Below are 4062 nucleotides of genomic sequence, written 5' to 3' on the forward strand. Positions count from 1 at the left end.
AGCCAGGGCAGCGTCTTGTTGCAACTGAGTTGGCACGAGCAACGGTTGCGGGTGTCGGTCACCGATACCGGGATCGGCATCTCGGCCGAGGATCAGGCGCTTCTGTTCGAGCCCTTCTCCCAGGTTGACAGCTCGGCGACCCGCCGTTTCTCCGGGACCGGGCTGGGGCTGGCCATCAGCAAACGGCTGGTGGAGTTAATGGGTGGGGAGATCCGTCTGCAGAGCGCTCCTGGTCAGGGCAGTTGCTTCTGGTTCGAGTTGCCCGGCATGGCACTGCCGTGCGAGTGCAGCAGCCGGCCCGAGCCGGATCAACTGCCCATTCAGGATCTGGATGTGCTGGTGGTGGAAGACAGCCCGGTCAACCAGTTGGTGGTGTCCCTCATGCTGCAAAAATTGGTAAGCCGGGTACGGCTTGCAGCCAATGGCCTGGAGGCGCTGGCGCAGGTAGCGGAGCAGCAGCCGGACCTCATCCTGATGGATATGCGGATGCCGCAGATGGATGGACTGGAGGCGACTCGCTGCTTGCGGGAACTGGGTTGCAAGGTGCCCATAGTGGCCTTGACGGCCAATGCCATGGCCGAAGACAGGGCCCGTTGTCTGGCTCAGGGAATGGATGATTTTCTGGCCAAGCCCATCAGTCTGATGCGACTGAGAGAGTGCCTGCAGCGTCATATCAGCCCCGCGCTGGCGGATCGCAGGTAAAAAAAATGGTCAACCTGGGTGGTTGACCAATTCTTCAGCAAATACTGAAGAGAGCACGGGATAAATCGGGTTGTACGGTTCTATATGAAAAAGTCGTGCCAACTTTTCAGAACCTGTTTATGCGGCTTGCGGCTGTGTTATTGCTGTTATCTCTCGCCGACGTTTGCAAAATGCGAAAATGTTATTTTCATTATGGGAATATTCGCATTTTGCAATGTTCTTTTTGACTCACTGTGTGATCAGTCGGCGCAAGAATTGACGAGCCGCTTCGCTATTTTGTTTGGCAATCAACATCTGTTTTTCATAGATGGGCATGGGCAGAATTTCGAGCCAGCGTTGGCAGAGCCAGGTCGCATCGTCAAACTGCTTGTCCGGGTAGAGCTCGTCGAGCTCCGGATACTGCTCGAACACTTCCCGCAGCCGGATGACCAACTGTTTGTCACTGAAGTTTGAGTGGGCACTCGGCCAGTTGGGCAGCGCTTCGACCTTGGCCCGGCGCAATCCCATCTCATCCGTTTCCATCTCATGGATGCAGAAACGTTCCATGCCGAGCACTGTGACGCCGAGCAGGCCGTCATTCAGGGTGTAGAAATCGGTCACCTTCACCCGGGTACCGACCGGCAGGATGCGCCCGGACTTGCCCGTGGTGGTCGCTTCTTCCATCACTATGCCGAAGCCCTGGTCATTGATGAATGACTCTTTGAGCATCTGCAGGTGGCGCGGTTCAAACAAACGCAGTGGAAGCTTGCCACCTGGCAGTACGTGGGAAGGCAAGGGGAACAATGCCAAAGGTTGAAGTTTCATGTTCCGTCCTCCATTGAGTAGTGTCTGACTAGGACAATGCAGCGACTATGCCAGAGGATGAAAAAAGCCCCAGAACAGGGGCGAAAGCCATCCTGTATGAGATAAAATCCATTAATAATCAGCTTGTTATATTTTTATTTTTTCTGTGGTGGCGATCCCGTAGTCAGCTGAATACGGCCGGTTTCTGATTACTTGGCTCCCGCTCTCTTAGCGTCCTGAATTGAAGCGCATCGCATCTTGCAAAGAGCCAAGCGCAAAATGCGCATGGTGAGAGAGCGGCAGAGACGTAGCTGATGGCGCTATGCCTTGCCCCTGGCGCGGCGGTTTGAGGGCGGGCAGATAGAAGTGTGTCGCTGCTATGGCGATACGGTGAGTCGGTGGGTGAATACCCTTTCCATACAAGCGGGATTGTGCGGGTTGCTCGTCTTGCTTGTTGTAGATACAAAGGGGGCGCGGCAGTCTCGGGCCGGTCGAGGTCCGTGCAAATAAGGAAAGCCCCGACGATGCGGGGCTTTGGTTTTTTCTCAATCTGGTCAGGCATGGATATAGAACGAAACAAGACTCTTGTTGTTGCATGCGTTGAGCCATCTCTCCCGGCACGAAGAACTGCAGCCTGCAGCGCCTTGAGAGGGAAAGCGGGTTATTTGCGCTGTTCCAGGTACATGACGGCCGCTTCCACGCGGCTCTGGGCCTCGAGTTTCTTCAGCAGGCTTTTCACGTGAACCTTGACCGTGCCCTCGGAGATATGGAGTACGGAGGCGACCTGTTTGTTGGAGAGGCCCTTCGCAATCTCGCGCAGAATTTGCATCTCGCGACGGGTCAAGCTCTCCAGCTTCTGTTGCAGATGGTCCAGCTCGTAGATGTTCTCGAGGTAGGGGCGCAGCGGCTCGCTCAGGATCTGCTTGCCGGTCATCACGTCCGCCAGCTGGGCGAGTAGCATCTCTGGCTCGGTATCCTTGAGCAGATAGCCATCGGCGCCGGCCTTGAGCAGGGCGACCACGTCCTGGCGGGCATCCGAGACGGTCAGGATCACCACCCGTGAGGTAACCTCTTCGGTGCGCAGCGCCTTGAGAGTATCCAGACCGGAGAGGCCTTTCATGTTGAGGTCGAGCAGGATCAGGTCCGGTTCTGACTCCTTGGCCATGGCGACGGCGTCGGTGCCGTTGGACGCCTCACCGACCACCTCTATGTTCTCTTCCAGGGCCAGCAGTTGCACAATCCCTTTGCGCATGAGGGGATGGTCATCCACGACCAGAACACTATATTTCATCTCGTCCATCAGGCATCTCTTGTTAGGCTGGTGGGAAAGGTCAGATGTACGCAGGTGCCTCTGGGCGGCTGCTCGCTGATGGTCAGCAGACCATGCAACTTGCTGGCGCGCTCATTCATGATGCTAAGGCCATAGTGGTTGACCGCTGAGCTTGCGATCCCTATTCCCACACCGTCATCTGAAATCTGAACCTGAATGTTACCATTGGCGAGCGTCTCACAGCTAACAGCAATCACTTGTGCGTTGGCATGTTTGATGGCGTTGAGCACTGCCTCACGGATCAGCTGCAGAATATGGATATGTTGGCCCGCCTCCAGATCCGTATCGGCCAGGCCGTAATGGAGCCCTATTTCGGCCTGGGTCTGTGGCTTGAGCTGTTCCAGCATGACCCTGATGGCTTCCCCCAGATTGGCGTCACCGATACTGAGACGGAAGGTGCCGAGCAGTTCACGCAGCTGGGTGTAAGCGCTGCTGAGCCCCTCGTCGATCTGCTGCATGGCGGCTTCTGTCTTGCCGGATTCCCCCTTGGCGAAGGCACGTTTGAGCAGGGTGGACTGAATCTTGAGATAGGAGAGCGCCTGGGCCAGCGAGTCATGCAGCTCGCGGGCGATGACGGCCCGCTCTTCCATCAGCAGCAGTCGCTGATGTTGCAACAGCGTCTGATCCTTGTGCAGCACCTGGGCCAGCAGCATGGAGAAGTTCTTCATCAGCCGCTCGTCTATGGGGTGGCTGCTGATCACGTCAAGCCGGCCGTACTCCTGCTCATCCATCTGCAGATGAAAGCTCACCATAGAGTCGAGATCGCCCGGCCAACCCTTGCGCCCCGTGATGTAGTCCGGCATGGCATTGTGTTCGAAGCGGGTCAGCCGTATGTGGTCTATGTGCTGATGGGCCGCGGCCCGCTCCAGTAGCTTGAGCAGGGTGCGCCGACTCAGTGGCGCCGCATGCAGCTTCTGGGCTGTGCTGTAGAGGAAGGAGAGGGTGTCGTTGGCCTGCTGTAGCTTGGCGGTCTTCTCTTCCACCTTGCTCTCCAGCTCCCGATAGAGTTTGCCCAGCTCATCGGCCATGGTGACGAAGGCACCGGACAACTCCCCCAGCTCGTTCTCGCAATGGGGGGGCAGGGTGAGATCGAACTCCTGGCGCTGGATCTGGCGGGCGCAATAGACCAGCTGGTTGAGCGGTGCCACCACCTGCTGGCGGGTAAACCGCACGGTAAACCAGGCGATGGTGATGATGGAGAGCAGCCCCAGCCCTTCCGCCAGCGCCAGCATGCGCACCTTGAACTC

At 57.3% G+C, this 4062-nt stretch carries 4 protein-coding genes; 1 reads left to right on the plus strand and 3 read right to left on the minus strand.

Annotated elements, in window-relative coordinates:
* On the plus strand, positions 1-702 hold a 702-nt coding region (locus AAC083_RS11495; protein ID WP_146181660.1), incomplete at its 5' end, for a response regulator.
* A 228-nt stretch (positions 703-930) separates the two neighbouring features.
* On the opposite strand, the gene AAC083_RS11500 is transcribed toward AAC083_RS11495, so the two are convergent.
* The 3 genes from AAC083_RS11500 to AAC083_RS11510 form a co-directional block, all read right to left on the minus strand.
* Positions 931-1506, minus strand: coding sequence for an LON peptidase substrate-binding domain-containing protein (locus tag AAC083_RS11500; RefSeq protein ID WP_042034619.1), 576 nt, complete (start codon positions 1504-1506; stop codon positions 931-933).
* A gap of 640 nt (positions 1507-2146) precedes the next feature.
* The gene (gene narL, locus AAC083_RS11505) at positions 2147-2785 is read right to left on the minus strand and encodes a two-component system response regulator NarL (RefSeq protein ID WP_042034618.1); all 639 of its coding nucleotides are present in this window, start codon (positions 2783-2785) and stop codon (positions 2147-2149) included.
* Positions 2785-4062, minus strand: a 1278-nt coding sequence (locus tag AAC083_RS11510; protein WP_108536665.1) for a histidine kinase, incomplete at its 5' end; no start/stop codon positions are given. The genes AAC083_RS11510 and narL, both read right to left, overlap by 1 nt.

The organism is Aeromonas sp. HMWF014, assembly GCF_963878295.1.
Taxonomy (GTDB): domain Bacteria; phylum Pseudomonadota; class Gammaproteobacteria; order Enterobacterales; family Aeromonadaceae; genus Aeromonas; species Aeromonas popoffii.